Source organism: Fodinicola feengrottensis, from assembly GCF_010993775.1.
Lineage (GTDB): Bacteria > Actinomycetota > Actinomycetes > Mycobacteriales > HKI-0501 > Fodinicola > Fodinicola feengrottensis.
Window position 1 is genome coordinate 39,498 of the sequence record NZ_WOTO01000024.1, and the last position, 25,526, is coordinate 65,023.

Annotated in this window: 24 protein-coding genes and 8 pseudogenes; 20 read left to right on the forward strand and 12 right to left on the reverse strand. The window is 66.5% G+C overall.

Going from position 1 to position 25,526, the window contains the following annotated elements; translation table 11 throughout:
• The first annotated feature begins 36 nt into the window (after positions 1 to 36).
• From rfbB to pth, 4 genes are all read left to right on the forward strand, one after another.
• Complete coding sequence (gene rfbB / locus GNX96_RS22150) at positions 37 to 1,029, forward strand: dTDP-glucose 4,6-dehydratase (RefSeq protein WP_163569587.1); 993 nt, start codon at positions 37 to 39, stop codon at positions 1,027 to 1,029.
• 83 nt (positions 1,030 to 1,112) lie between these two features.
• Positions 1,113 to 2,351 (forward strand): dTDP-4-dehydrorhamnose reductase, encoded by a 1,239-nt coding sequence (gene rfbD / locus GNX96_RS22155; protein ID WP_279581131.1) that lies wholly within the window; start codon positions 1,113 to 1,115, stop codon positions 2,349 to 2,351.
• A 461-nt stretch (positions 2,352 to 2,812) separates the two neighbouring features.
• Entirely contained in the window at positions 2,813 to 3,418 is a 606-nt protein-coding gene (locus GNX96_RS22165; RefSeq protein ID WP_163569533.1) for a 50S ribosomal protein L25/general stress protein Ctc, read from the forward strand.
• Positions 3,419 to 3,509: 91 nt separating this feature from the next.
• On the forward strand, positions 3,510 to 4,016 hold the full coding sequence (gene pth, locus GNX96_RS22170; RefSeq protein ID WP_279581132.1) for an aminoacyl-tRNA hydrolase: 507 nt from the start codon (positions 3,510 to 3,512) through the stop codon (positions 4,014 to 4,016).
• 487 nt (positions 4,017 to 4,503) lie between these two features.
• Here the strand turns inward: pth and GNX96_RS22175 are convergent, their stop codons facing one another.
• A complete protein-coding gene (locus GNX96_RS22175) occupies positions 4,504 to 4,899 on the reverse strand; it encodes a YunG family protein (RefSeq protein ID WP_163569534.1) in 396 nt (131 codons plus the stop codon).
• A 210-nt stretch (positions 4,900 to 5,109) separates the two neighbouring features.
• Here GNX96_RS22175 and GNX96_RS54140 point away from each other — a divergent pair, with 210 nt between their 5' ends.
• The 11 genes and pseudogenes from GNX96_RS54140 (at position 5,110) to GNX96_RS22215 (ending at position 13,509) form a co-directional block, all read left to right on the forward strand.
• Positions 5,110 to 5,586 (forward strand): hypothetical protein, encoded by a 477-nt coding sequence (locus GNX96_RS54140; protein WP_279581133.1) that lies wholly within the window; start codon positions 5,110 to 5,112, stop codon positions 5,584 to 5,586.
• Positions 5,587 to 5,745: 159 nt separating this feature from the next.
• Positions 5,746 to 6,033: a nucleoside-diphosphate sugar epimerase/dehydratase gene (locus GNX96_RS54145; RefSeq protein WP_279581134.1), complete on the forward strand. Its 288-nt coding sequence runs from the start codon at positions 5,746 to 5,748 to the stop codon at positions 6,031 to 6,033.
• The gene (locus GNX96_RS54150) at positions 5,985 to 6,728 is read left to right on the forward strand and encodes a sugar transferase (protein ID WP_279581135.1); all 744 of its coding nucleotides are present in this window, start codon (positions 5,985 to 5,987) and stop codon (positions 6,726 to 6,728) included. The genes GNX96_RS54145 and GNX96_RS54150 overlap by 49 nt, the downstream gene beginning before the upstream one ends.
• A gap of 2 nt (positions 6,729 to 6,730) precedes the next feature.
• Entirely contained in the window at positions 6,731 to 7,117 is a 387-nt protein-coding gene (locus GNX96_RS22185) for a YybH family protein (protein ID WP_163569535.1), read from the forward strand.
• An 89-nt stretch (positions 7,118 to 7,206) separates the two neighbouring features.
• Positions 7,207 to 7,842 carry an ABC transporter substrate-binding protein gene (locus tag GNX96_RS22190; protein ID WP_163569536.1) on the forward strand — a complete coding sequence of 212 codons (636 nt, stop codon included), beginning with the start codon at positions 7,207 to 7,209 and terminating at the stop codon, positions 7,840 to 7,842.
• A gap of 64 nt (positions 7,843 to 7,906) precedes the next feature.
• Positions 7,907 to 8,221 (forward strand): hypothetical protein, encoded by a 315-nt coding sequence (locus GNX96_RS54155; RefSeq protein ID WP_279581136.1) that lies wholly within the window; start codon positions 7,907 to 7,909, stop codon positions 8,219 to 8,221.
• Positions 8,164 to 8,892 carry an ABC transporter substrate-binding protein gene (locus GNX96_RS22195; RefSeq protein WP_279581174.1) on the forward strand — a complete coding sequence of 243 codons (729 nt, stop codon included), beginning with the start codon at positions 8,164 to 8,166 and terminating at the stop codon, positions 8,890 to 8,892. The genes GNX96_RS54155 and GNX96_RS22195 overlap by 58 nt, the downstream gene beginning before the upstream one ends.
• Before the next feature lie 200 nt (positions 8,893 to 9,092).
• Positions 9,093 to 9,840: pseudogene (locus tag GNX96_RS22200) on the forward strand (3'(2'),5'-bisphosphate nucleotidase CysQ).
• 13 nt (positions 9,841 to 9,853) lie between these two features.
• Positions 9,854 to 10,759, forward strand: a complete 906-nt coding sequence (cysD, locus tag GNX96_RS22205) for a sulfate adenylyltransferase subunit CysD (protein ID WP_163569537.1) — start codon at positions 9,854 to 9,856, stop codon at positions 10,757 to 10,759.
• A gap of 3 nt (positions 10,760 to 10,762) precedes the next feature.
• Positions 10,763 to 12,052, forward strand: a pseudogene (locus GNX96_RS22210) (sulfate adenylyltransferase subunit 1); the annotation flags it as partial.
• A gap of 329 nt (positions 12,053 to 12,381) precedes the next feature.
• A complete protein-coding gene (locus tag GNX96_RS22215; RefSeq protein ID WP_163569539.1) occupies positions 12,382 to 13,509 on the forward strand; it encodes a CBM96 family carbohydrate-binding protein in 1,128 nt (375 codons plus the stop codon).
• Here the strand turns inward: GNX96_RS22215 and GNX96_RS22220 are convergent.
• On the reverse strand, positions 13,490 to 15,532 hold the full coding sequence (locus GNX96_RS22220) for a hypothetical protein (protein WP_279581137.1): 2,043 nt from the start codon (positions 15,530 to 15,532) through the stop codon (positions 13,490 to 13,492). The two genes, GNX96_RS22215 and GNX96_RS22220, sit on opposite strands and share 20 nt — an antisense overlap.
• Positions 15,533 to 16,014: 482 nt before the next feature.
• Between GNX96_RS22220 and GNX96_RS22225 the strand changes: the two genes are divergently transcribed.
• Together GNX96_RS22225 and GNX96_RS22230 are read left to right on the forward strand one after the other, a co-directional pair.
• On the forward strand, positions 16,015 to 16,212 hold the full coding sequence (locus tag GNX96_RS22225) for a hypothetical protein (protein WP_163569541.1): 198 nt from the start codon (positions 16,015 to 16,017) through the stop codon (positions 16,210 to 16,212).
• Positions 16,213 to 16,263: 51 nt separating this feature from the next.
• Positions 16,264 to 16,776 (forward strand): DUF3291 domain-containing protein, encoded by a 513-nt coding sequence (locus GNX96_RS22230; protein ID WP_163569542.1) that lies wholly within the window; start codon positions 16,264 to 16,266, stop codon positions 16,774 to 16,776.
• Positions 16,777 to 17,765: 989 nt separating this feature from the next.
• On the opposite strand, the pseudogene GNX96_RS22235 reads toward GNX96_RS22230, so the two are convergent.
• The 10 genes and pseudogenes from GNX96_RS22235 to GNX96_RS61300 form a co-directional block, all read right to left on the reverse strand.
• Positions 17,766 to 18,556 (reverse strand): annotated as a pseudogene (locus GNX96_RS22235) (ABC transporter permease).
• Positions 18,540 to 18,734, reverse strand: coding sequence for a hypothetical protein (locus tag GNX96_RS54160; RefSeq protein ID WP_279581138.1), 195 nt, complete (start codon positions 18,732 to 18,734; stop codon positions 18,540 to 18,542). The pseudogene GNX96_RS22235 and the gene GNX96_RS54160 overlap by 17 nt, the downstream one beginning before the upstream one ends.
• 14 nt (positions 18,735 to 18,748) lie before the next feature.
• A complete protein-coding gene (locus GNX96_RS54165; protein WP_279581139.1) occupies positions 18,749 to 19,066 on the reverse strand; it encodes an ABC transporter permease subunit in 318 nt (105 codons plus the stop codon).
• Positions 19,042 to 19,440, reverse strand: a complete 399-nt coding sequence (locus tag GNX96_RS54170) for a hypothetical protein (protein WP_279581140.1) — start codon at positions 19,438 to 19,440, stop codon at positions 19,042 to 19,044. The genes GNX96_RS54165 and GNX96_RS54170 overlap by 25 nt, the downstream gene beginning before the upstream one ends.
• The gene (locus GNX96_RS67310; RefSeq protein WP_279581141.1) at positions 19,437 to 20,072 is read right to left on the reverse strand and encodes an ABC transporter ATP-binding protein; all 636 of its coding nucleotides are present in this window, start codon (positions 20,070 to 20,072) and stop codon (positions 19,437 to 19,439) included. Before GNX96_RS67310 ends, GNX96_RS54170 begins: the two co-directional genes overlap by 4 nt.
• A gap of 199 nt (positions 20,073 to 20,271) precedes the next feature.
• Positions 20,272 to 20,529: pseudogene (locus GNX96_RS67315) on the reverse strand (ATP-binding cassette domain-containing protein); the annotation flags it as partial.
• 1 nt (position 20,530) lies between these two features.
• A pseudogene (locus GNX96_RS64470) lies at positions 20,531 to 21,586 on the reverse strand (2-aminoethylphosphonate ABC transporter substrate-binding protein).
• Positions 21,587 to 21,608: 22 nt separating this feature from the next.
• A pseudogene (locus GNX96_RS22255) lies at positions 21,609 to 22,257 on the reverse strand (HAD family hydrolase).
• 34 nt (positions 22,258 to 22,291) lie between these two features.
• Entirely contained in the window at positions 22,292 to 22,885 is a 594-nt protein-coding gene (locus tag GNX96_RS61295) for an FAD-dependent oxidoreductase (RefSeq protein WP_313885740.1), read from the reverse strand.
• Positions 22,857 to 23,390: an FAD-dependent oxidoreductase gene (locus GNX96_RS61300; RefSeq protein WP_313885741.1), complete on the reverse strand. Its 534-nt coding sequence runs from the start codon at positions 23,388 to 23,390 to the stop codon at positions 22,857 to 22,859. The genes GNX96_RS61295 and GNX96_RS61300 overlap by 29 nt, the downstream gene beginning before the upstream one ends.
• Positions 23,391 to 24,551: 1,161 nt before the next feature.
• Between GNX96_RS61300 and GNX96_RS64475 the strand changes: the two are divergent.
• From GNX96_RS64475 to GNX96_RS54185, 3 genes and pseudogenes are all read left to right on the forward strand, one after another.
• A pseudogene (locus tag GNX96_RS64475) lies at positions 24,552 to 24,851 on the forward strand (peptidoglycan-binding domain-containing protein); the annotation flags it as partial.
• 220 nt (positions 24,852 to 25,071) lie between these two features.
• Positions 25,072 to 25,218, forward strand: a pseudogene (locus GNX96_RS64480) (hypothetical protein); the annotation flags it as partial.
• Between the two features lie 15 nt (positions 25,219 to 25,233).
• On the forward strand, positions 25,234 to 25,509 hold the full coding sequence (locus GNX96_RS54185; RefSeq protein WP_279581143.1) for a peptidoglycan-binding domain-containing protein: 276 nt from the start codon (positions 25,234 to 25,236) through the stop codon (positions 25,507 to 25,509).
• Positions 25,510 to 25,526 lie beyond the last annotated feature (17 nt).

Sequence of the window (25,526 nt, forward strand, 5' to 3'; positions counted from 1 at the left end):
CGCGAGCGCGGTCATCGGCGTGGCTACTCTCGACAGGTGCGACTAGTTGTCACCGGCGGCGCCGGATTCATTGGTTCGGAGTTCGTCCGGGCAGCTCTGACGGGTCAGTTGGAGTTCGGGTCGACGGCCGGCGACCTCGACCTGGTCGTCCTGGACGCGCTCACATATTCCGGCAACCGCGCCAATCTGGCGAATGTCGCGGACGATCCGCGGCTGCATTTCGTGACCGGTGACATCTGCGATCCAGTGGTGGTTGCGCAAGTCATGTACGGCGCGGACGCGGTCGTGCATTTCGCCGCCGAATCGCACGTTGACCGCTCCATCGCCGATCCGGCGGCATTCGTGCGTACGAACGCGGTCGGTACCCAGACCCTGTTGGAATCGGCCCGCCGGGCCGGCGTCGGCCGTTTCGTCCATGTCTCCACCGACGAGGTGTACGGCTCGATCGGCACCGGATCCTGGACACCGGACCAGCCGCTCGCGCCGAATTCCCCTTATGCCGCTTCGAAAGCGGCCGGCGACCTGATGGCCTTGGCGTATTTCCGGACGTACGGCATGGATGTCGTGGTGACCCGTGGCTCCAACACCTACGGCCCTTTCCAGTTCCCGGAGAAGATCATTCCGCTGTTCGTGACGAATCTCATGGACGGTGGCACAGTGCCGCTTTATGGCGATGGTGCGAATGTCCGTGACTGGCTGCATGTCACCGACCACTGTCAGGGTGTGGCCGCGGCGCTGCGACACGGTCGGGCTGGTGGCGTCTATCACCTCGGCGGCGGCGGCACCGAGCTCAGCAACCGGGAGCTGACCGGGCGGCTGCTGGAGCTGTGCGGCGCCGGCTGGGACAGCGTCCGGCACGTCGAGGACCGCAAGGGACACGACCTGCGCTACTCGCTGGACATCGCGGCCAGCCGCGCTGAGCTGGGCTACCAGCCGTCCGTCGATATCGACGCCGGGCTGGCCGCGACTGTCGACTGGTATCGCACCCACCGCGCCTGGTGGGAGCCGCTGCGCGCCACCGCGTCTTGATCACTTGGACCTCAGGTGCGGCCGGACCGGCCCTGCTGGCATCCTCCGGAGTTGAGCGAAGCAGGGAAAGAAGGAGTCGCACCGTGACCCGATGGCTGATCGCCGGCGGCGGCGGGATGCTCGGCCGCGAGTTGGAGCAGTTGCTGGCCCAGTCGCGGCTGGATGACATCGTGGTCGCGCTACCACACGCCGACCTGGACATCACCGACCCGTCGGAGGTCGGCGCGGCCGTACGGCAGAACGTCGGACCCGGGGACGTGGTGGTCAACTCCGCCGCGTACACGAACGTCGACGCCGCCGAGGCCGACCAGGCCACCGCGTACGCGGTGAACGCCGAGGGGCCGGCGGCGCTGGCCGGCGCGTGCGGCCAGGTGGGCGCCCGGCTCGTACACATCTCCACCGACTACGTCTTCGACGGCAAGGCCACTCGGCCGTACGAAGAGGACGCCAACACCGGGCCGGTCAACGCGTACGGGGCGAGCAAGCTGGCCGGCGAACGGGCCGTACTTATGGCGTTGCCCAACGGCGGTTATGTGGTGCGTACGTGCTGGCTCTACGGCCGTTATGGGGCGAACTTCGTGTCGACCGTGCTGGCCGCCGGCCGGGCCGGCAAGCAGCTGACGCTGCCGACGACCCAGGTCGGCCAGCCGACCTGGACCCGGCCGGTGGCCGAGCAGATCCTGGCGCTGGTCGAGTCGGACGCGATGCCCGGGCTTTACCACGGCTCAGCGTCCGGGGCGGCCAGCCGCTACGAGCAGGCCTTCGCCGCCTTCGAAGCCGCCGGACTCGACACCTCGCTGCTGACCCCCACCGTCACCCCGTCACTGCGCGCCCGCCGCCCGCCCGTCGTACACCGCGCTGGCCCACACCCGCTGGATCCGCGCCGGTCTGCCGCGCTGGCCCCAGTGGCGGACCATGCTCGACACCGCCATCCGCACCGGCACCTTCGACTGACCTCCTCCGCTTCCTCGCGCGGAGGGAGATCAGGAGCCGATCGGGCCGGCGGGGAAGAGGTCGGCGAGGTAACCGGCGAGGTCCGGGATCTCGGGTTTGAGCAGGTGGCGGACCCACGAGGAGCGCTCGTGCTCCAACGGCGGCAGCTCCCACACGCAGCCGATCCAGGGCTTCCGGACGGGTACGAAGTTCGTCGGGTCCTCGTCCGGGCAGCCCAGGAACGGGATGCCGGCGGCCACGTTGTGGTATTCGATGACGTTGTCCCAGACCCACGAGTAGACATTGAGGTAGGCAGCGTTCGAGCTGCGGTGCAGCACGGTGAACGCGGCCGGCGGGGTCTCGTCCACGTCGGCCAGCAGCTGGGGTAGGCAAGCGTAGGCGGCCTCTTCGACGGCCGGCTCGAGGGCGACACCCTCGGCCCGTACGTGGTACCGCTTGATGATGGACCGCCCGGCGACCACGACAACGCCCGGGGGCTGGTCAGGTTCTTCTCGATGAACGACATGGCCGAAAGGTAGCCGCGTACGCCTGACATCTTCTGTCAGTCGGCCCCGCGCGTACCTGATGGGGACATCTCCCAGAGGGTCGTCTAGACTTGCGAGGTTGCCCGGCGAGGGACGCCCAATGACGGCTCCGTTATCGACGCGCAGGTGAGCTGCTGCGTTGTCACTGATGCGGCGGTCGGCGTTGGCGTACCGAGGATGGACGACAGCTGACCGGGTGGGTGACGGACGTGGCTGACCCCGTCGGTGCCTCCCAGTCCACTACCAGACCAGCAGTGCAGGCGCGCCCGAGCGCCGCATACCGCAGCTTGTAAGGAGCATCAGTCGTGTCCGAGGTCCTCATCACCGCCGAGCCGCGCACCGAGTTCGGGAAGGGCGGCGCCCGCCGCACCCGCCGCGCGGGCAAGATCCCGGCCGTGCTGTACGGCCACGGCACCGCTCCCCGGCACGTGGCGCTGCCGGCCCGCGAGTTTCACCATGGTCATGCGCGGCGCGGGGGGTGTGAACCCCTGCTGACCGTCGAGATCGACGGCACGAAGGAGCTGGCGCTGCCCAAGGCCATCCAGCGTGACCCGATCAAGGGCACCTTCGAGCACGTCGACCTGCTGCTGGTCCGCAGCGGCGAGAAGGTCACCGTCGACATCCCGATCAGCATCGTCGGCGACCCGTTCCCCGGCGGCATGATCAACCAGGAGCTCGACCGGCTGACCGTGGAGGCCGAGGCGACCCACCTGCCCGACGGCGTCGAGGTGTCGGTCGAGGGCTTCGAGGTCGGCAGCACCATCACCGCCGGGCAGATCACGCTGCCCACCGGCACCACGCTGTCGATCGACCCGGAGGCGTACGTCGTCGGCATCGTCGCCGCGCAGGAGACCTCCACCGAGCCCACCGCGGAGGCGACCGCTGACGCCGGTTCCGGGGACGACGCCTGACCGGCGCCGGCTCGCCTGACGGCGCCGCACTGATCGTCGGCTCGGGAACCCCGGGCCCGAGTACGCCGGCAACCGGCACAACGTCGGCGCCATGGTGCTGGACGTGCTGTCCGCCCGAGTGGGCGGCAAGTTCAAGGTGGCCCGCAAGGGTCGTGCTCACGTAGTAGAAGGCCGGCTGGGCCCGTTGCCCGGCCGGCGAGTGGTGTTGGCCAAGCCGCTGTCGTACATGAACGTCTCCGGCGGTCCGGTCGCCGCGCTCCGCCAGTTCTATCGCGTGGAGCCGGCCGCGATCGTGGTCGTCCACGACGAACTCGACCTGCCCTTTGGCGTCGTACGCCTCAAACAGGGCGGCGGCGAAGGTGGCCACAACGGCCTGCGCTCCATCAGCCAGTCGATCGGGACGAAGGACTACGTCCGCGTCCGCGTCGGCATCGGCCGCCCACCCGGCCGCCAGGACCCGGCCGACTTCGTACTCCGCGACTTCTCGTCGACCGAGCGCAAGGAACTCGACCTCCTCACCGACCTCGCCGCCGACGCCACCGAGGCGATCATCACCGAGGGACTGCTCGCCGCCCAGAATTCCTTCCACGCCTCCTGACACTTTTCACCCGGTGCGGCTCGAAACTGTCGTAGGTGTCTGTTTTTCTTTCCCCCTCCCTTTGAACGGGGGGGGGGGGGTGGGTCGAGAGGTGGACCTTAATTTTTAGTTGAATATTGGTCCTCGAACCCCCCCCCCCCACCCGTCACTGGGGGGGGTGATTTTTGGGGGTGGGTACGACAGTTTTGGGCCGCACCCTGTGTAGAGCTGCACAATCGGATTCCGATTGTGCAGTGGGGTGGTTCAGGACCCGTGTGGGTGCGGCTTTTGGCTGTGGGTGAGCGGGTACTGGGTGGGGGACATAGGTGGCGGCGTTATTTGCGGAATCCGGTTACTGGCGGTGAAAGTTGATCCCACCAGTCCCAATAAGAACAGCGGAATGTGCCTGACTGGATTCTGGTCCACATCTTGGGATTGGCGTCCCGTACCCTGGACCGCCGGTTACCCCTTGCGACTCAAGTGATTCCTGCGCACTCAAGCGCGGGGGCTAGGCGGGGTCAGTCAAGGCGGCCTCGGTCAGCTTGGTCAGCACTCGGTCGCGCAATGTCTCGTACTGCTCTCGGCAGCGTCGGGGCGGTCCGTCGGGGCGTACGACGGCATGGCCGGCGCTCACGTGTTCGTCCGGTCGGAACTGCTCGCGGGTGAGGTCGACTTCCATTCTGCCGCCGAACCGGTTCCAGTAGTGGTAGCCGACCTTCGCGCTCTCGACCAGCACCTCGCCGAGCATCAGGTCGCCGCCGAAGAAATCGTGCAGCACCAGGGCCGTCACGCCGCATTGACCCCTGGACGGGTTCTCCGGATGCCAGTCGGCGAGATCGGCGGGATCGCAGGTGTCGGCGCCCCAACTCGCCCGGACCAGACTTTCGAACTGGGCGAGGGTCATCGCCCGCAGTCTGCCAGCGAGGTCTGACGATTTGCGTGGTCACCAACCGCGGATTGTGCAGTGCGCACAGGTCTGGACGTCCCAGGTCTGTCCTACATGGACACTCGAGCCGCGAAACACCTGCCTACAAGCGATACCAGCGTTCGACAGCTGTACTATGCCGCTCTATCACGGTATTGGCTGATATTTCGGACATTGGAGGGCGGTCAGGTGTCGATCGTTGACTACGCCGACTCAGCGTCGGAGGACGTCGACGGTCGGCCGATGGCCGCGCCACCCAAGGACGATCTGCGGATCATCTTTCCCGACCAGCCGGAGAAGAAGGCCACCTGGCCCGCGCCGGGGAACTGGGCGCGCCGGTACGTGCACCGGTTGGTCGTGCTCGACGCCAGCGTCGGGCTGCTGGCCGGTGGGGTCGCTTTCGCCGTACGGTTCGGAAAATTCCGCGACTTCACGGTGCCGTATTTGATCTTCTCGGCCGCCCTGCCGCTGCTGTGGCTGGCCGCGCTCGCCCTCGGTCGGGCGTACGAACAGCGGTTCCTCTTCGACGGCAACGACGACGTACCGCAGGGTGCTCAACGCCGTCACCGGCCTCACCGCGACGCTCGCGTTGTTCTCGTACGCCACTGGGACGGAGGTGGCTCGCGGGTACGTTTTGATAGCGCTGCCATTGCTCACCGCCGCTGACATCACCGCCCGCTACGCGATGCGGCTGTGGCTGGTCCGCAGCCGGGCCCGCGGCCAGAGCATGCGCAAGGTCGTGGTCGTCGGGTACGAGCGCGCGGTGCTGGACCTGTGTCGGGAACTGCGCCGCAACTTCCACCACGGCTTGTCGGTGGTCGGCGCGTGCGTGCCGTTCGCGCCGGTCACCGGGCCGGCCGACACACCACCCGGCTGCTCGACCAGGGCCGGGTCGCGGTGCTGGGCAGCTTCGACGATGTCGAGACCGCGGTACGCCGGACCGGTGCCGACATCGTCGCGGTGCTGGCGTGCCCGGAGATGGACGCGCCGGCGATGCGGCGGCTGTCCTGGCGACTGGAACGCACCGGCACCGACCTGATGGTGGCCGGCGCGCGCTGCTCGACGTGGCCGGCCCCCGTACGACCATCCGGCCGGTCGACGGGCTGCCGATGATGCACCTCGAGCACGCCGAGCTCTCCGGGGTGCGAAGGCTGGTCAAGGGCATCTTCGACCGGGTACTGGCGGCCGCCGGGCTGGTCGTGCTGGCGCCGGCGCTGTTGCTGATCGGGGCCGCCATCCGGCTCACCAGCCCGGGGCCGATGCTGTTTCGGCAGGTCCGGGTCGGCCACAACGGCACCGAGTTCGTGGTGCTGAAGCTGCGGACCATGGTCGCCGACGCGGAGCAGCAGTTGGCGGACCTGCGGGATCGTACGGACACCGACGGCGCGATGTTCAAGATGCGGCTGGACCCCCGGGTGACCCCGGTCGGCCGGTTCCTTCGCCGGTTCTCCATCGACGAGTTGCCGCAGCTGGTGAACGTTCTGCGCGGCGAGATGTCGCTGGTCGGCCCGCGGCCGCTGCCGGCTCGCGAGATGGGCCACCGCTACGAGGAGTTCCGCCGCCGGATGGTCGTTAAACCCGGCATCACCGGCTTGTGGCAGGTCGGCGGCCGGTCCGACCTGTCGTGGGAGGACGCCGTACGGCTCGACCTGCGGTACGTGGAGAACTGGTCCCTCAGCCTCGACCTGGTGATCCTGCTGCGTACGGTCACCGCGCGGTCATCCGGCACGCCGGCGCGTACTGACGGGCTCATGAGCGAACGTCCGAATAGCGGAAAATGCCTGTTGATCATGTGTTTCACTAGATAGGTATGACTGACAACCAGGTGTTGCCCGAGCCAACAGACCTCGTCGCCGCGTTCGTGACCGCTTTCAACAGCGGTTCAGCGGAGGCCGTGGACGAGTTGTACGAGGACGCGGCCGTCCTCGTGCCAGCACCTGGTCAGCCGATGTCCGGCCCGGCCCGATCGGCCGCCAATCGGCACCTGCTGGACTTCGGCCTTCCCATGGAGGTCGCCGTGCAGCATGTCTATGTCGTCGGCGATCTCGCGTTGCTGCTGGTGGACTGGTCCATCGACGGCACCACCACGGCGGGCATCGAGATCCACCTGAAAGCCACCGCGACCGATGTGGCCCGGCGTGGCGCCGACGGGATGTGGCGCTATGTGATCGACAACCCCTTCGGCGTCGGCCGGTAGCCGCCGGCCGATGGGGCCGTACCGGCTTGCCTGCTCGACTGCCTCTTCGGACGCAGAGATCCTGGGCAGGGTCGGACAATCCCCCAGTCATGACAAGAAAAGCCATCGTCAGTTGGTTGGCCGCCGTGGTCGGGCTGGTGCTGCTCGGGAGTGGCTGCACCACCGCTGGCGGATCCGCCAGCGGATCTGCCGCCGCGACGGGGCACCGCGGCGGCATTCTGCATTTGTTGATGGCGAGCGACTTGGAACACCTCGACCCGGCCCGAGCCAACACCGAAACCCAGCTGCAGCTGCAGACGCTTTACAGCCCCACGCTCACTTCGTACGTCAACGCCGCCGGGACCGCGGGCACGGCGATCGGGCCGGATGCGGCGACCGGCACCGGCCGGTCGAACGCCGACAGGACCAAGTGGAGTTTCACCGTCCGGCCGAACCTGCGGTGGCAGGACGGCAAACCGGTCACCTGCGAGGACTTCCGGTACGGCGTCAACAGATCGTTCTCCGACCTGTTGACCGACGGACCCAGCTATCAGAAGGCACTCCTGAAAGGCGGTCAGACGTACCGCGGGATTTACCTTGATCCGCACGGAATCCCGTCCGTCACCTGCGTCGGTGACACGATCACCTACGAGCTGGCCCAGCCGCTTGCCGATTTCCCGTACGCGGTGACGATGAGCAGTTTTCGCCGCCGTACGCCAGGACCGCGACGCCAGGACCGGCTATGACGCGATGCCTTTTTCTTACGGGCCGTACGAATTCGCCAGTCATGTTCGAGACAAGAGTATCCGGATGGTACGTAACCCGCACTGGGACCAGAGCGCCGATCACATTCGTCTCAACCTTCCTGACGAGCTGGATTTCGAGCTCAGCGTGGAAGGATCCGTGATCACCGACCGGCTGGTCCGTGGCCAGGGCACCGACCAGCAGGCGGTCTCGTTCGGCAGCAGCGCGATCGCACCCGAACAAGCCGCACAGATCCTCGCGAGTCCCGCGCTCAAACAGCGTACGATCACCGGGTTTTTGGCGGGTCGACGACGTTTATCGCTATCAACACGAAGAAAGTCCCGGACCTCGCCTGCCGGCGAGCGTACGTCTATGCGATGAACAAGAAAACCTACCTCACGGTCCAGGGCGGGCCGACTTTTGGCGACTACGCCACCACAATCGCGGCGCCGACAGTCAAGGCGTACCGCAAAATCGACCCGTACGGGTTGGCTGGAAAACCGGAAGGCGATCCGGCGAAAGCGCGAGAACTCCTCGCGCAGTCACGCAACTGCCCGCAGGACATCAAGCTCGACTATTCGCAGTCTGCCACCGGCGACCGGATCGCCGCCGCCATCGCGGACGCGTTCGCTCGCGTGGGCCTCGCCGTGCATCCCAATCCGTTGCCGCGCAAGTCGTTTCACACCATCGTTGGGCGCCCCGCCGCGCAAAACGAACTCCTGCTGACCAGTTGGATCGCGGACTGGCCGTCCGGCGAGGCGATCTTCCCGCCGCAGTTCAGCGGCGACCGCATCCGGCCCGACGGCAACGTCAACTTCTCCCAACTGAACGACCCGAAAATCAACCAGGCGATCAAGGCCGCCGAAGCCGTCCCCGACACCGACAGCGCGCAGGCAAGCTGGGCAACCGTCGACCAGCTGATCCAGGAAGACGCCGCGGCGATCCCCATCCGCTACAACAAGCAGGTCCTGATTGTCGGCCCGAGGGTCACCGGCGCGCGAATCAGCTCCCAGTATCTCGACGTGAGCCTGCAAAACGTGGGTGTCGAGTAGCGCCCGTACGAGGACCAACTGCGCTCGAATGTAACGATAAGGCGAGGCTTTGTCCCGTTTCGTTACCTTCGCGGGTGGCGTAGAGGTATCCGTACCAAGGCCCATCCGGGCCGGGTGGGGAAGGTATTCGGGGTGGGCGCGTTGTGACGTACGTGACCCCGGCGACCGGGGTGGCCGGTGAAGGGGAAGATAGACAACCGATGAACGACGATGAGCTGGCGCGGCGGTTGGCCGACGAAGCGGGTGCGGAGCTGGTGGCGCTGCGGGAGCGGCGCGGCTTCGGGGACCCGAAGGCGTTGCGGGACGAAGCGGACGCGATGTCGCACCGCCTCCTGATGAAGCGGCTGGCGGAGACTCGCCCAGCGGACGCCGTGCTGTCGGAGGAGGGCCACGACGACCAGACCCGGCTGGCGTCTGACCGGGTGTGGATCGTGGACCCGCTGGACGGCACGCGGGAGTACGGCGAGGCCGGCCGCACTGACTGGGCCGTGCATGTCGCGCTCTGGCAGCGGGGACAGCTGGTCGCCGGCGCGGTCGCGCTGCCGGCTCAGGGCGTCACGTTGGCCACCGACGACCCCGCCGCCGCCGCCGCCGAAGCCGCACGACGGCCCGATCCGGCTGGCGGTCAGCCGCAGCCGGGCCACCGCGATGGTGACGGCGGTGGGCCAGCGCCTCGCCGCCGAGCTGGTGCCGATGGGCTCGGCCGGCGCGAAGGCGGCCGCGGTCATCCGCGGTGAGGCTGATGCGTACGTCCACGCCGGCGGTCAGTACGAGTGGGACTCCGCGGCGCCGGTCGTTGTGGCGAATGCCGCATCCGTCTTCACCTCGCGGATCGATGGCTCACCATTGACCTACAACCACGCTGACCCGTGGCTGCCGGACCTGGTGGTGTGCCGTGCCGACCTGGCCACGGCGGTGCTGGCGGCGATCGCCGAAGCGGGCGAGTGAGGGAGACGAGAGAGTGCGTGCGGACTACCGGCTGAGCCAGCTCGACGTCCTGGAAGCGGAGTCGATCCACATCATCCGCGAGGTGGCGGCGGTGATGCAGCGGCCCTGCCTGCTGTTCTCCGGCGGCAAGGACTCGATCACCATGCTCCGGCTCGCGCAGAAGGCGTTCTGGCCGGCGCCGGTGCCGTTCCCGGTGATGCACATCGACACCGGCCACAACTTCAGCGAGGTCATCGACTACCGCGACCGCCGGGTCGCCGAACTGGGCATCCAGCTGATCGTGGCCAGCGTGCAGGACGGCATCGACCGCGGCCTCGCGGTCGAGGAGCCCAACGGCTCGCGTAACCGGGCGCAGACGCCAGTTCTGTTGGATGCGGTGGAAAAACACAAGTTCGACGCACTTTTCGGCGGCGCCCGCCGGGACGAGGAAAAGGCCCGCGCGAAAGAACGGGTTTTCTCGTTCCGCGACGATTTCGGTCAGTGGGACCCGAAAAACCAGCGGCCGGAGGTCTGGAGTCTCTACAACGGCCGGGTGCATCAGGGCGAGAGCATCCGGGTTTTCCCGCTCTCCAACTGGACCGAGCTCGACATCTGGCAGTACATCGCGCGCGAGAACATTCCGTTGCCGGAGATCTACTACGCGGCGCCGCGGCAGGTTTTCGACCGGGACGGCATGCTTTTCCAGGTGAACGAGTTCTGCCAGCCGCGCGACGGTGAGGTCGTACGCACCGAGACCGTCCGCTACCGCACGGTCGGCGACGCGACTCTGACCGCCGCCGTACGGTCGGACGCCACCACCGTCACGGCGATCATCGACGAGATCGCGATCACCCGGATCACCGAGCGGGGCGCCACCCGCGGCGACGACAAGTTCTCCGAATCAGCCATGGAAGACCGCAAGCGCGAGGGGTATTTCTAAGCCATGACTTCCACAGTCGAGGAATCTTCGCGTACGCAGCTGCCCGGCAAGGAGCTGCTCCGGTTCGCCACCGCCGGGTCGGTCGACGACGGCAAGTCGACCCTGATCGGCCGGCTGTTGTACGACTCGAAGGCGATCTTCTCCGACCAGCTGGAAGCGGTCGAGCGCACCAGCCGCGACCGCGGCGACGAATACACCAACCTGGCGCTGCTCACCGACGGCCTGCGAGCCGAGCGCGAGCAGGGCATCACGATCGACGTGGCCTATCGCTATTTCGCCACCCCGCGGCGGACTTTCATTATCGCGGACACCCCCGGACACATCCAGTACACCCGGAACATGGTCACCGGCGCCTCCACCGCGGACCTCGCGATCATTCTGGTCGACGCCCGCAAAGGCCTGCTGGAGCAGAGCCGTCGGCATGCTTTCCTGGCCAGCCTGCTTCGGGTGCCACATTTGGTGTTGGCGGTCAACAAAATGGACCTCGTCGACTACGACGAGCAGATTTTCAACCGGATCAAGGACGAGTTCACCTCGTTCGCGGCGAAACTGGAGGTCACCGACCTCACCGCGATCCCGATTTCGGCGCTGCGCGGCGACAATATCGTCAGCCGGTCGGAGAACACCCCGTGGTACGAGGGAAGTTCGCTGCTGCATCACCTTGAGCACGTCCACGTCGCCAGTGACCGCAACCTGGTGGACGTACGTTTCCCCGTCCAGTATGTGATCCGCCCGCAGTCCAGCGCATATCCGGACTACCGTGGTTATGCCGGTACGGTCGCCGGCGGCGTCATCAAACCCGGCGACGAGGTGCTCGTACTGCCCAGCGGATTCTCCACCACCGTCGCCGGGATCGACACCGCCGACGGGCCGGTCAGCGAGGCTTTCGCGCCGATGTCCGTGGTGCTCCGGCTGGCCGATGACCTGGACGTGTCCCGCGGCGACCTGATTTGCCGGCCCAACAACGCGCCGAGCGTCACCCAGGACCTGGACGCGATGGTCTGCTGGATGGATGACCGGCATCCGCTGGAGGTCGGCCGCAAGTACGTCGTCGCGCACACCACCCGATCCGTGCGAGCCGTGGTTCGCGAGATGCGCTATCGGTTGGACGTGAATACACTCCATCGCGACGAGTCGGCGACGGAATTGAGGTTGAACGACATCGGCCGGCTGCGGCTGCGTACTACCCTGCCGCTGCTGTGTGACGACTACGGCCGGAACCGCACCACGGGTTCTTTCATTCTGATCGACGAGGCCAGCAACGTCACGGTCGGTGCCGGCACTCTGCTGCGTCCGTAATATTGCCCCTATGGACGTGCCGGTAATTTTCCGGTTGCGGAATGTTATAACACAGGGTAATGGCCGCTATTCGCCGTCTCACCTGCTGGCATGTCATCTTCCGGTCAGCTCTTTCGAGTTGACGTATTGCTCCTTTACTCACACCATGGCATTTGTTCTTCCGTGCTGACCAGGGCCGGAACAGATAACGGGCGATGGATGTGGGAATGCATTCCAGCGGGATCGGAAAGACGCACCGACGCGCCGATGGAATGCGCGCGCGGTGGTCTTGGGTTCCGCGAAGGCGTTCATTACGCCTAGTAGCGATCTGTTCCGCGGTGTTGGTGCCGCTCGGTGCCTCCGGCGTGGTGCTCGCGAATGTGGCCACCACCGATCCGGCGCCCGACGCGGTGATTAACGCGGTCGCCGATTCCTATGTGGACCATGACCACCCGACTGTCAACTTTGGACAGTCGCGTCAGCTGATGGTCGGCGGCGGGTCCTGGTCGATGTCGTACATTCGTTTTCAGCTCCCGGCCGAACCCGCCGGCCTCGCTTTGACCGCCCACCTGGTGCTGACATACGCCGACCGTTCGTCGGCCAGCGACTTTTCCGCCGGGCTGGCCGGATCCTGGTGGTCCGAGAATGGTGTCGACGCCGCCAACGGACCGACTCCCGGTTTCGCGGTCGGGCGGGCATCTGGCGCGGCCCATTCGTCCACGGTGAGTATTGACGTAAGCCACGCGATCCACGGCGGCGGCGCGGTCACGCTCGCAGTCTGGGGCAGTGGCCCGGCCAGCGCGTTCGACTCCCGGGAAAGTGGCTCCGCGCCGGTGCTGCAACTGTGGTCGAACGGCCAGGTCGGCACCGTTGACACCACCGCCAGCCCGTTCGTCGGGACTTCGGTGTCTCCCGGCCCCACCGGCTCCGCCAGCCCTGCTGGCGCACCGTCGCCCTCTGGTACGCCCTCGCCGAGCGGTTCCCCTACTCCCAGCGGTTCTCCGGCACCCAGCGGTTCTCCGTCGCCGAGCGGATCTCCGGCACCACCCAGCGGGTCTCCGGCGCCAGGTGGGTCACCGCCACCGAGCCAGTCGCCCTGCCCGGTCTCGGCCACCCTGGTGCCGTCCTGCGGTGCCTGGTGGGGAGTGGCCGCCAACCCGCTCGACGACGAGAGCTGGGACCAGGCGCTGTCCAACTTCGAGAACCAGATCGGCCGCTCGGTCGACATCGCGCACTATTATCACAAGGCGCCGGAACTTTTCCCGCCAGCGGGCGAAATCGCCCGGGCGCACCAGAAGGACCACGAGCGGATCCTTTACCTGAACTGGAAACCGGAAATGGGCCGCAGCTGGGCGCAGGTAGCGGCCGGCGATCCCCAGGTCGACGCGTATATCGACAAAGAAGCGGCCTATCTCAAGCAGAAGTTCACTGACAAGTTCTCTACTTGGCGATTCACCACGAGCCTGAGCTGAATGTCAAAAACCCGCCGCCGGTTCCGGATTCACTGCCAAGGACTATGCCGCCATGTTCCGGCACGTGGTCCTGCGGTTGCGGGCCGACGGCGTGCAGAACGCGGTTTTCGTGGTCAACTACCTGGGCACTCCGCCGTGGGGCAGTCAGCCGTGGTTCAACGATCTCTACCCAGGCGATGACGTGGTCGACTGGGTCGCCGAAGATCCGTATGTCATCAGCGGATCCGGCGCTTGGTGGGCCACCACTTTCGGTGCCACCGTGGACCGCAAGCTCAGTAATTACCCGAACTGGCCGGGATTTTACAGCTGGGCCAAGCAGTTCCACCCGGACAAGCCGATCATGCTGGGCGAGTGGGGCGTCGACGAGGAGCCGAATCTGCCGAACGGGAAAGCCGCCCTTTTCCTCGCGGACATGAGCGGCATGCAGGAATACCCGAACGTCAAGGCGTTGGTCTACTGGAATTCGGTGCCGATGATGCCCCCGGTCGGGATTACCCGCATCGACTCGTCGCAGGCCGCGTTGCAAGCGTACCGCCAGCTTTCCGATGTCCCGCTGGTCAATCAGCCCGTCGACTAGTTCTATGTCGGCGTGAGGGCCACATCGTCGACCTGGATCCAGGAATCCGCGCCGGGCGACCAATATCCGGCATAGATCGTCATCGTCGTGTTGGATCCGGAGGTGAACGGGACGGTCAGCTGCCCGTACGAGGGCTGGCTGCCGTAGTGAGTTTTTCGGCGAGGACACTGGAGGTCGTGCCAGCCCGTACGCCGAAATAGCCGCCGCGCTGACGTTGGCGGTGTCGCGGATCCAACCGGTCAGCCGGTAGCTGGTGTTCGGTTTCACCGGCACCACCTGGGTCACCGCATTCCAATTCTTGCTGCTCGTACGGATCCATGCGTTGTTCGTCCCGCTGTGCTGCTGGCCACCGCGGTCGATGCCGTGCTGGTCCGGCCCTTCGACGGTCCAGGGCGCGGAAACCGTGCTGGTCGGCTGCTTCTCGAAGCCGGGATCGGTGACCGCGCCGCCGTAATAGACCTGCAATTCAGCGATTGAGGTAAATGTCCGCGTACCGCCGGCGCCGCCGATGATTCGTACGCCATCGGCGGTCGTCGGATCGAAGGAAAACACATAGGTCTTGTTGGGGCCGGCGGTGTTGTTCGTCGGGTAGGCCGGTGTCGACTGTTGGCCGGTGACGGTGGTCCACACCCCGTTCACCCGGACCTGGACTGTCGGCGCGGTGCCGAACCAGCCGCCGTCGCTGAACATGTTTCCAGTGGTGTAGGCGACTTTGTTGACGGTGTAAGACCGCGGCCAGGTGTAACCCCACCAACTGGTGGACTTGTTCTCGTCGTTCCAGTCATCGTCGGTCTGCGCCAGAACACCGTCGTTGTAATAGGCCACATTGCCGTAATGCAGGGATTTCTCGATGGGTACGGTGCCGGGTTCCTGAGCCAGGTTGCGGCCGTCGTCCGGCGCGTTGGTCGGGGTGGTCGGTGCGTACGGACTGACCGTCATTCGACGCAACGAGTAGTTGTAGACGCTGGTGACTCCGGCGCTCGCGCAAGGGCAGACATTGGACTGCAGCCACATGTTCGTGCCGTCCGCGCTGATGAACTTGGACGGGATCGTGACGCCGTAGCCGCCGTGTTTCGCCGTGGTCCAGGGATATCCGCCGAAGTCCTTGGTGAGGAAATGCTGCCACGGCCCGTACGGCGTCGGGGAATCGTAGAACTCGAAGGTGAATTCGGTCCAGGAAGTGTAGATGTAACGGTTGAGCGGCTTGTCGTAGACGACTCCGCCCTGGCCGATCACGCTGTAGCCGCCGGGCGGGGGCGTCCCGGTGTACATCGCCGAATAGCGCCGGCTGGTGTCCGTCAGCACCGGCACCCGGGCATTGATGTCCGAGGACCAGGTCGGCGCGCTGGCGGAGGTGCCCGCGTAGAACTGCCAGGCCGCGCGGTTTTGCACACTGTCCTTGGGAACCCCGACCCAGATACATGTCCTGCGGGTCGGCGACAACACCGCTGTAGGAGTCGCGCCAGTTGTTGTCCAGCCCGTACGCGTACACATATCCGTCGGTGTTGTTGGCGCCGCTTTTCCCGTAATCCAGGAACATGATCGTGGTGAACGCGAAGTTGCCGAACATGGGCGCCGAATGATCCCAGGTCCACGTATGTCCGTGGTCGGTGGATTTGGAAATCGAAGCGGCGTCGGCCTCGTCGAAGGCGTTCGTGTCCTTCTTGAGATCCTGCACCGCGAGGTAGATCGTGCCGTCGACGCAGACCATGCCGGTCGGTTTGCGGTTGTAAGCCGAATTCCAGACCGAGCCGACCGCGTCACCGCCGGCGATGGTGGCGCCGGTCAGGTTGCCGGGCGTGCCACTGATCCGGCTGACCGCGGTGTCATAGCCGGTGCTGCCGCTGAACCCCTTCCCGTCGCCATTGGCCGCGTAGAGGTTGTCGTCGTCGGACCAACACGACGGCCAGAGGTCGCCGTCGCTCGCCGTGTTGGCGGTGCCGTGTTCCTCGACGCCGGCGGTCGCGAAGAAGGTGCTCTCCGGCGGCGCGGTCGCACTGGCCGGCGGGCTGGCGGCGACCAGGCCGCCGGCGACTGTCACGAGCGTGACCAGGCACGTACCGATCCGCATCCGGGCCTCTTTCCGGCGGCAGGAAATCGGTTTCCCGCAGTGCGTCGCACGCTAACCGGGGTGGATTTGTGCGTCAAGAGGCGGGCGCGGATGGCAGACTGGCTTCATGGCGTACGAACTCGCACAGGTGAACTTCTCCCGGCTGCTCGCCCCACTGGAAAGCCCGCAGCTCGCGGACTTCGTCGCAGGGCTGGAGCCGGTCAACGCGCTGGCGGACGCGGCGCCCGGCTTCCTCTGGCGGATGCAGACCGAGGACGGCGACGCGACCGCGATCCGCGCCTTCCAATGGGACGTGGGCGACAGCGCCGGCATCATCGTCAACATGTCCGTGTGGACCTCGGTCGAGGCGCTGGCCGACTTCGTCTACTCCGGCGACCACCTCGCCGCGCTGCGTCGCCGCCGCGAATGGTTCGCGAAGATTCCGGTCCCCGCGACCGCCCTCTGGTGGGTCCCCACCGGCCACCGCCCCACCACCGACGATGCCGAGGACCGCGTCCGGCACCTGCGCCTGCACGGCCCCACCGCGTACACCTTCACCCTCAAACAGCACTTCCCGACCCCTGAAGCCGCGCCCGCGGTCGTACGGGAAGGCGACCCGGGGTGGCTCTGCCCCGCCTGACGAGTTGATGGCCGCAGTGCTGAGTTGTTGGCCGCAGTTCCTGCGGCGGCGCATCCGGTTCGCGTCGCCGAGGCGCCCAAAAACCGGGCACCCCACCGCCACGAACCTGGGCGACCTCCGGTCGCCGCGCGAACCTGGGCGGCCTCCGGTCGCCGCGCGGGCGGGGTCGGGATGGAAACCCGTGGGGCTGGTTTAGCCGCGACAAGCCGTAGCGGCGCGAAATTGTCGTAGGTGTCTGTTTTTTTCTTTCCCCCTCCCTTTGAACGGCGGGGGGGGGTGGGTTGAGAGGTGGACCTTAATTTTTAGTTGAACATTGGCCCTCGAACCCCCCCCCCCACCCGTTCTTGGGTGGGGGTGATTTTTCGGGGTGGGTACGACAGTTTTTCGCGCCGCACCCAGTGGAGAGGGCTGCACAATCGGATTCCGATTGTGCAGTGGGTGGGGTGCCCTTCGGACGGAGCCTCAAGGAAGAACGGGGTCGACGGGTGGGATGGGGTTTGGGTGCGGGGAGAACGAACCAGCGTTACGTTTGCGGGTGGGAAGACCGGTGGCCGTGCGGTTTTGACTGTGAGCGAGTGGGTACTGGGTGGGGGTATGTCCGATTGTGACGTTGTTGCCGATTCTGGGGCCGCTATTCGCGGAACCCGGTTACTGGCGGTGAAAGTTGATCCCATCAGTCCCAATAAGAACAGCGGAATGTGCCTGCCGGATTCTGGCCCACATCTTGGGATTAGTGTCCTGCACTCCGGACCCGTCGGTTACCTCTGCGGCTCAAGTGATTCCTGCACACTCGACCAATCGTAAACGTAACAAAAAGGGACAAAGTCGAGCGTTCGCGAAGCGGTGCAAGGGCGTGGTGACGACCGAGGCCTGGACGTGGTAGTCCCCACCGACCACGGGGGGAGTCGGTGGGGACTGGGTCAAGCCTGACACGTCGCGCCGGGTTCGTTCAACTGGTCATTTGGGCAGCCCGGGCAGGGTCGAAAGTCTCAGCGGTAGCTGGCGCGGGTGCGCACAGCGGACAATCCGACCAATACCAGCAGGGTGGTCACCAGCAGGACGACGGCGACGGCGCTTGCTTGCAGGACGCTGCCGCGGCCGGTCAGGGCCCCGATGGTGACTGGCAGGGTCTGCCAGGTCGGCGGGTAGACGAACGAGGTGGCGCCGAGTTCGCCCATGCTGAGCGCGAAAGCCAGCCCACCGGAGGCGAGCAGGGACGGCGCGAGCAGCGGCAGCGTGATGCGGCGCAGGATCGTCGCCGGGCCGGCGCCGAGGCTGGCCGCGACGTGCGCCAGCAGCGGGTCGAGGCGGTCCAGGCCAGCGCTGACCGACGCGTACGTGAAGGGCAGCACCAGCGCGACGTGGGCGACGATCACGATGACGGCGGTGCCGGACAGGACGGTGTTGAAGGCCGCCAGCACGCCGAGTCCCATCACCACCGACGGCACCGCGATCGGCAGCAGGAAGGCCGCGTCGAGGACGCCGCGGGCACCGCGCGGCAACGCTCGTACGGACATCGCCGCCCAGCTGCCCCCACCACGATCGACACCGCGCTCGCCGCCGCCGCGGTCTGCACGCTGACCGAAAGCGACGCGAGATCGTTGCCCGATAACGCGTCCACGAGGCGCCCGAGGGTGAGCCCGGTGGGCAACGCGCCGCTCCACTGACGGGAAAATCCGGCCACCGCGATGGTGGCCAGCGGCAGCCCGAAAACCACCGCGGCGATGAGGACGGTGCTGCCCCAGACCAACCAGCGGCCCCGCCTAGACCACACCAGCACGACGACCTCCGATCCGCGCCAAAGCCGCTCGGTAGACCAGATAAAGCGCCAGCGACAGGAGGGTGTTGATCACCGCGACCGCGGCTGCTGTGCCGGCCTGCGCGGACGAGCCGAGCACAGCGTACGAGTAGACCAGCACCGGCAGTGTCTGTACGCCTTTGACGCCAAGGAAAAGCACGATCCCAAATTCGTTCAGCGTGAGCAGCAGACAAAGACTCCCCCGCCGGCCAGCAGCGCTGGCAGCGCCTCCGGCAGCACCACCCGGCGCAACACCCGGCCCGGCCGTGCGCCCAAACTCGCTGCTACTTCTAACAAAGCCGGGTCGAGCTGGCTGAAAGCGGCAAGCAGTGGACGTACGACAAAAGGCGTATAGAAAGTGATTTCGGCGACGACCAAAGCCCACCAACTGCCGGTCAGGTCGGGCAGTCCGAGCGGCCCGGTCAGCAATCCCGCGCCACCGTAGAGAAAAGCCAGCGAGAGGGTGATCAGGAAGGACGGGAAAGCGACCACGGTGTCGATAATCCGGGCCACCGCGCTGGCGCCGGGAAAAGGTACGAGCGACACCACGATCGCGCGATCGCGGCGCCGAGCACCAGGCAGCCGATGGTGGCTGTCACCGCGACTTTCACAGTGGTGAAAAGCGCGTCCACGAAGGTGCTGGACGACAGCAGACCGGTGTAGCCGGCGGCCGTCACGGTGCCGGCCGCGAGCGGCCCGTCGCGGTGCAGGAACGACTCCCGTACGACCATGACCAGCGGATATCCGACGACGCCGAGCAGGATCAGCAGTGGTGGGAGCACCCACAGCAGCGGCCCGGGAGCCGCGGTCCTGCGCGGGCTCGGCCGCGTCGCGGGCCGAGCCATCGAGGTCGCAACCGCGGTCATGACGCGACCAGCTCGGCCGGTACGACGACACCGTCGGTGGGGTCGAAGACAAGGACGGCTCGCTCGCCGGCGGTCGGTGCGGATCCGGTCGCCGGCGACTCGACGACCACCTCGCCGCCGCCGTCCAGGGCCACTGTCGTACGGAAACTCGAGCCGCGCCACTGTACGGCGCTGATCCGGCCGGGCAGCCGATTGGTGCCGTCGCTGTGGTCCGTCTCGATCCGCAGCCGGTGCGGCCGGATCGCCAGCTGTGCGGCGCCCGGCCGATGGTCGGCTGGCCCGGCCGCGGTCAGGATGTGCTCACCGAGCTGGATGCGCAGCACATTCGTACGCTCAGCGCCCAAAACCTGCACCGGCAGCACGTTCGCGGCGCCCAGGAAACTCGCGGTGAACGCGGACGGCGGCCGGAGGTAGAGATCCTGCGCGGTGCCCACGTCGACCAGTTTTCCGGCGGCCAACACGGCGATGCGGTCGGCCAGCGTCAACGCCTCGGTCTGGTCGTGGGTGACGTAAAGGATCGACACCGCCGGCAGGGCCCGGTGCAGCCGGTCGATCTCGGCGGTCATTTCCGACCGCAGGGCCGCGTCCAATGCGGACAGTGGTTCGTCCAGCAGCAGGACTTTTGGCTTCACCGCTAGTGCCCTGGCGATCGCCACTCGCTGCGCTGCTGCTGGCCGCCCGACAGCTGCCGGGGAGCCCGGTCAGCGAAGCTGGCCATGCCGACCATGGCCAGCGACTCGCGGACTCTCTCGGCGATGTCGACTTTCCGTACGCCTCGGGATTTTGGCCCGAACGCGACGTTTTTTCCGCGACGCTCATGTGCGGGAACAGTGCGTACGACTGCACCACGAGGCCGAGGTCGCGGCGGTGCGGTGGCATCCCGGTGACGTCTCGGCCGGACAACCGTACGGTGCCGGACGCCAGCGGGACGAAGCCGGCCACCGCTCGCAGCGCGGTCGTCTTCCCCGAGCCGCTAGGCCCCAGGACCGCCACCAGCTCGCCCGCGTCGACGGTCAGGCTGAAGCCATCCAGAACGGTGTTTCGTTGGTACGTAACGGTTGCCTGATCGAGCTCGATGCCGGGAGTCATCTCAGGCCTGGCCGGTGGCGGTGTTGTACGCGGCGACGTCCTGGTCCAGCGACGCGAGCACCGCGTTCCAGTCCGGGTGGTAGATCTGCACACCGTCCATCGTCGTTTGCAGCTTGCCCAGCGCTGGATCGGCCGGCAGCCCGGTCAGCACCGGTACGCCGAACGCGGTCTTGGCCACAGTGGACTGTGCGTCTTTTGAGAGCAGGTAGGACAGAAGCTGTTTTCCAGCGTCGCCGTGCGGTGCCTTGGTGACCAGCCCGGCCGCGTACGGCAGTGCCAAGGTCTCCGGTTTTCCGGTGCTGTTCCGCGGGAACCAGAGGTCCAAGCCCGCTTTTTCGTTGGCGATCAAGGCCAGATCCATCTGCACGTCCCCGTTGGCCACGTAAAGCTCACCCTTGGTGACCAGCGGCTGCAACTTGCCGGTGGAGGCGGACGGCCCTTGTTGTTGTTGGTCTGCAGCTTCTTCAGATACTGCAGGGCGGCCGGGGTGCCACCCAGCTGATGGCTCGCCAACACCAGGACCGCGGTGCCGTCCCCGGCCTGGCCGGGCGTCGAATACTGCAGCTTGCCGGCCAGTTTCGGGCTCAGCAGGTCGTTCCAGCCGGTCGGCTTGGCCAGGTATTTGGGGTTGTAGACGAAACACAGATAGTTGTTGACCACCGAAGTCCACAGACCTTTCGGGTCGCGGTCGGCGGCCGGCACCGCGCTCACCCCGTCCACTGTGGACAGGTCGGTCACCACACCGGCCTTCGCGGCCTTCTGAATGAAGGGTGGGAGGGTGATCAGCAGGTCGGCCTGCGGGTTGTGGGCCTCCTTTTCCACCCGGGATTCCACCACTCCGGAACCGTCTTCGACGATCTGCACCTTGATGCCGGTCTTCTTGGTGAAGGCAGCGAAAGTCGGGGTGTACCAGTCGGCGAGACCATCGGCTGTGTAAAACGGTCACAGTGGTGGCATTCGTGGTGGCACCGGCGGTGCCACCGCAGCCGGCGGTCAGTCCGAGCAGCACGCAGCCAGCCGCGACGGCCAGCGTACGAGCACGGGAGAAGCGACTCATGGCGAAACCCTTCCAGATTCTTTTAGGCATTCTCGGTGAGCAACGGAACGAGGTCGTGAACGCTGGGCAGAATGTGGGTGTGCGGTGCGTGGGTCAACTGGTCGGCGGTGTGCGCGCCGGTGGTCACGCCGGCCACCAGAGCGGCGCCGGCCCGGGTGCCGGCCAAGAGGTCGGAAACCGTGTCGCCGGCGACGGCGACCGTGCGTACGTCGTCAATGGCGAGCCGCAGGACGGCCGTGAGGATCATGTCGGGAAAGGGCCGGCCGCGACCGGCGTCGGCCGGCGACAGTGCCAGGTCGACCAGCGAGGTCCACTGCAGGACTTCGAGGATAGCTTCCCTCGTGGCGGGCGAAAATCCGGTGGTGAGACAGATCTTCAACCCCACCTTCGCGCAGTTCGGCAAAGGTTTCGACCGCGCCCGGCAGAGCAGTCACCTGACCGGACGCGATCGCCGCGGTCATGTCCTTTTCGAAGATCTGAACGGCGTTCTCGGCTCGGTCGGCGCCGAACAGATGGGTGAACACGTCGATCTTGCTTTGCCCCATCGTCTCGCGTACGTACGACAGAGCCTCATCGAACGCCGAGGTGCCCTGGGCTAGGCCGAGAGCTTGCGCGGCGCCCGCGAACGCCGTTTCCACCACCCCGTCGTCGCGTACGGTGGTGCCAGCCATGTCCAGGCATACCAACGAAAATCCGGTCACCAGTTCAGCTCCTTCGCGGTTGTTTTTCGGCGACCGCTGGCGACGCGGTCATGCCGCGGCCGCCCAGCCCGGTGATCAGGTGGACCCCGGCGGTGAGGACGTGCCGGGATTCCACCGCTGCCACCGGTTCGGGTTGCTGGGAGTAGACACCGGCCCAGCGGGTCACGGTTTTCGGGATCGTACGGCCGAGAATCCGTTCGGCCCGGCCGCGCAGCTCGTCGTACGCCTCCTCGGCGACACCAACGTCGAACGGTTCGTCGTACGCGTGCGTGTCGCCGATCGTCAGCCCGCCATCGGCCCGCTGGACACACAGCAACTGCATCCGCCAGCGGTCCGTGGCTGGACTCGGAGCTGGCAGGTTTTTCCGTGCTGGTACGTCGAAAACGGGGTAGTAGCGGAGCGAGTCGCCATCTGCGAGCGCTGTTCGCAGTGGGATGTCCAACGGCGCGGTCTGCATCATCTGCAGCCGGCAGCGGTGCAGCCCCGACAGTGCTTTTCCGCCCAGGATCGAATGTTCGGCGCCCGGGCAGATCACCACCGCGTCGCCGTGGTGGGTGTCGCCGAGGTGATCACGAACGATCCCGGTGTCGGCATCCACGACCGTACGCCCCGGCAGGAACTGATAGCGCCCGGAAGCCGCTAGCGCCTGGCGGAGGGCGCCAGGCACCAGTCGTGGTCACGATGGCGTCCCGTCCGCACCAGAGCGCGGCCCGAAGGTCCGCGCCCAACGCCGGCTCCAGGGCTCGCGCCTCGCCCGCGTCGAGCAGCTTCAGCTCTCGATCGGCGGCGTCCGGCAACGCCATCACCTGTTCCAGCACGGCTACTTCGGCGTCTGTGTTGACAATTGTCAGAGATCCGGCGGCGCGGAATTTCAGCCCTCGGGCGGCTTTCCCGATCTCCTCCCAGAGCTCTCGCGCCCGCAGTGCCACCGTGGTCTCGGCACCAGGGGCGCGGCCGGACACCCATACCAGTCCGAAGTTGCGGACGGTTGCCGCCCGCGGACCCGCGTCACGTTCGAGTTGGACGACCTGGTGGCCGCGGCGGACCGCATGCCACGCATGCATGGTGCCGAGCACTCCGCCGCCCACGATGAGTATTCGCATGTCCAAGAGGGTGCCCGGCGCGGCTGACCCCAACTGGACACCTGGTCGCCATCGGGATGACCTAGAGGTGAACAGTTGTCTAGACCTGTTATTATCTCGTTATAGTCAGTCAACTGACCTATTCCTGGCATCTGCCCTGCGGTCAGGAAAGTTTCCGGGAAACGAAATTCGCTGGTACGGCGAATCCTGCCTTGACAACGGACATTTCTCGCTGATACGTATATGCGGCCCATTTGGCGGGCGAGCCACGCCGCTCTTGACAATCGTCACCATGTCACGCGTTCACTCTTTCAGCGAAGCCGGAAACATTCCTGTCCGCAGCACGAAAGGACCGGTGTTTGTTGAGGTCAGCGACATCCCTCGAGAAAATCGAGAATAACTTCGCGAAACATTGAACCGTTCCGACCGGCCACTCGTGTATTGCGCTGACGACCATCGGCGTGGCTCGTTTGCATCCCTGTCCTCACAAAGATTGGTGATCCCTTGTCTGTTCGGCGAAAGATGACAACGTTCGCAGTCGCCGCGACCGCTGCCGTGTCCGCGCTCGTCCTCGCCTCCACTGCGCCGGCCGCCGCCGACCCGCCGCCGCTGGCCACCGTCCCGCTGCCGTTGCAGCAGGTCGCGCTGGTCAACCCGGAGCTTCCCTACAGCGCCAGCTACACGTTGAACCCGGTGGTGCCTTTCGACCAGGCCCCGGCCGGGACGGTGCCAGCGTGCTGGCACCCCAGCAGGCCACTGGGCGACCTCGACGGTGTCTACGGTTCCGGGATCATCGAGGATCCGCTGCTGCCCGACCTGCCTTACCTGGTCGAGTCGAACATCGTCCTGCGCTACCCGAACGCGGCCGCCGCTTCGGCCGTGGCCGCCCAGTGGAACACCGACCTCGCCGGATGTTCGGCGCCGCCGGCCCGGATCAATGTTCACAAGGTCACCACGATCCAGAACATTCCAGTCTGGGCGTACGAGCAGACACTCCCCGGCAGGACCGTCACCGGCTACCGGCAGTTCGCGTTGGTCCAGGACGACAACGTGCTCGACTTCCTGGCGGTGCAGGACACCGTCACCCAGGCGCCGTCCGCTGATGCCTTTCACCACCTCGATCACGGCGATGAAACAGCACCTCGCCGGCCTCATCTGAGCCGCGAGAACGAGGAGAACACGATGCGTTTCAGGAAAAGACTCATCGCCGCGGGACTGCTCGCGGCGGCGCTCGTACCAGCGGCGAGTACGCCAGCGGCCGCCGCGCCCACGCTCAGCAACACCCTGTGCGGTTGGCTGCCACTGACCGCGGGGGCCACTGGCCGCAATGTGACCTCGGCGCAGTTCCTGCTGGCCGCCGCCGGTGAGCTGCCGGCGACCGCCCAGCCGACCGGTTCGTACGACGCGGCGACCGTACGAGCCGTGAAGTTTCTCCAGTTCCACCACCAAATCAAAATCGACGGCGTGCTCGGACCGTCCACCTGGGACGCCCTCGCGGTGACTGTTGGCAAGACCAGCGATGGACCCGCGGTGAAGGCCGTGCAGGTGGAGCTGGGGCTGGCGGTCACCGGCACGTACGACAGTGCCACCGAGCAGGCGATCAAGACTTTCCAAGCGGATCCAGCGATCGACCTGCCCGCCGACGGTGTCGTTGAGGGGGCCGGACGTGGCGCGAACTCGTCGAGCGCGGCACCGATTCGGTATGTTCCTGGCCCATTCGCAAGGAAGGAGCCTCCGACGCGAGTGTTTCGGCCGCGCAGTTTTTCTGCTCACCGCTGCCGGTGCGTCGATTCCCGCCGCGGGCGACGGCAAATTCGGCCCGGAAACCACTGCCGCGCTCAAAACTTTCCAGGCCGCGCACGGATTGCCGGCCGACGGCACGCTGAATGCGCACACCTGGGACGCGCTGCTGGTCACGGTCCGCAGCAATGACACCGGCGACGCCGTCAAGGCCGTGCAGGAAGAGTTGCTCAACAACGGATACGAGGTGTTCGAATCGCCAGGCATTGACGCCGGCACCGGGGTTTACGACGCGGGCACCGAGGCGGTCGTGAAGCGATTCCAGACCCACTTCGACCTTGCGGTGACCGGCGTCGTGGACGCCGCCACCTGGCGCACCCTCGCCGCCACGGGTACGTGACGGGGTAACAAATAACA

What these genes read in the sequence shown, in the direction of transcription:
- GNX96_RS22185 (WP_163569535.1), top strand. Translation starts at nt 6,731, where the DNA reads ATGACTGACAACCAGGTGTTGCCCGAGCCAACAGACCTCGTCGCCGCG.
- GNX96_RS54170 (WP_279581140.1), bottom strand. Translation starts at nt 19,440, where the DNA reads ATGACCGCGGTTGCGACCTCGATGGCTCGGCCCGCGACGCGGCCGAGC.
- GNX96_RS22230 (WP_163569542.1), top strand. Translation starts at nt 16,264, where the DNA reads ATGGCGTACGAACTCGCACAGGTGAACTTCTCCCGGCTGCTCGCCCCA.
- pth (WP_279581132.1), top strand. Translation starts at nt 3,510, where the DNA reads ATGGTGCTGGACGTGCTGTCCGCCCGAGTGGGCGGCAAGTTCAAGGTG.
- GNX96_RS22175 (WP_163569534.1), bottom strand. Translation starts at nt 4,899, where the DNA reads ATGACCCTCGCCCAGTTCGAAAGTCTGGTCCGGGCGAGTTGGGGCGCC.
- GNX96_RS22190 (WP_163569536.1), top strand. Translation starts at nt 7,207, where the DNA reads ATGACAAGAAAAGCCATCGTCAGTTGGTTGGCCGCCGTGGTCGGGCTG.
- GNX96_RS61300 (WP_313885741.1), bottom strand. Translation starts at nt 23,390, where the DNA reads ATGCGAATACTCATCGTGGGCGGCGGAGTGCTCGGCACCATGCATGCG.
- GNX96_RS54155 (WP_279581136.1), top strand. Translation starts at nt 7,907, where the DNA reads ATGGTACGTAACCCGCACTGGGACCAGAGCGCCGATCACATTCGTCTC.